General features: G+C 79.9%; 1 protein-coding gene. It reads right to left on the reverse strand.

The genetic code is table 11. From position 1 onward, the window contains the following. Window positions 1–559, reverse strand: a 559-nt coding sequence (locus BZY54_RS48940; protein ID WP_425276403.1) for a type II secretion system F family protein, incomplete at both ends; no start/stop codon positions are given.

Genomic DNA, 559 nt, shown 5'->3' on the forward strand with positions numbered 1-559 from the left:
GGCCTCCAGCACCCCGCCGACGACCAGGCAACCCAGGCCCGCCCCCGTGTGCAGCAGCACGTGCAGGGGGTCGGCGCCCATGGCCGTGCCGAGCAGGAGCCCGAGAGCCGGCAGGCCGGCGAGCATCGCCGCGGTGGCCCGTGATCCGGCCAACTGTGCTCGTAGGTCGGCGCGTTGGTCCCGCNNGCCCTGGTCCACGGCCACCCGCCAGCAGGCGGCGAGCCCTCGCAGCCCTTCGGCGCCCGGTTGCCGGGCCGCCGCGGCGAGAGCGCGGGGTACGTCACCGCCGAACCGCGCCGCCGCCAGCACCGCCGCCTGGGCCTCCCCCAGACCGCCCGAGTCCCGCGCGGCGTACAGCAGCGCCTCGCCCGGCTGCCGCCCGGCCCGCACCTCTCCGGCGAGCGCCGCGCACAGAGCGATCACCGCATCGGCCCGCTGCTCCCGTTCCCGGCGCGCGGCGCGCGCGAGCCTGGCCCGGCGCAGCACCGGCACCCCGGCCGCCCCCGCGACGACCGGCAACAGCGAGCTGCCCAGCACCGCCAGCAGCAGCCCGGCGGCC

Origin of the sequence: Streptomyces carpinensis (assembly GCF_002154505.1) — a bacterium.
GTDB lineage: Bacteria > Actinomycetota > Actinomycetes > Streptomycetales > Streptomycetaceae > Streptomyces > Streptomyces carpinensis.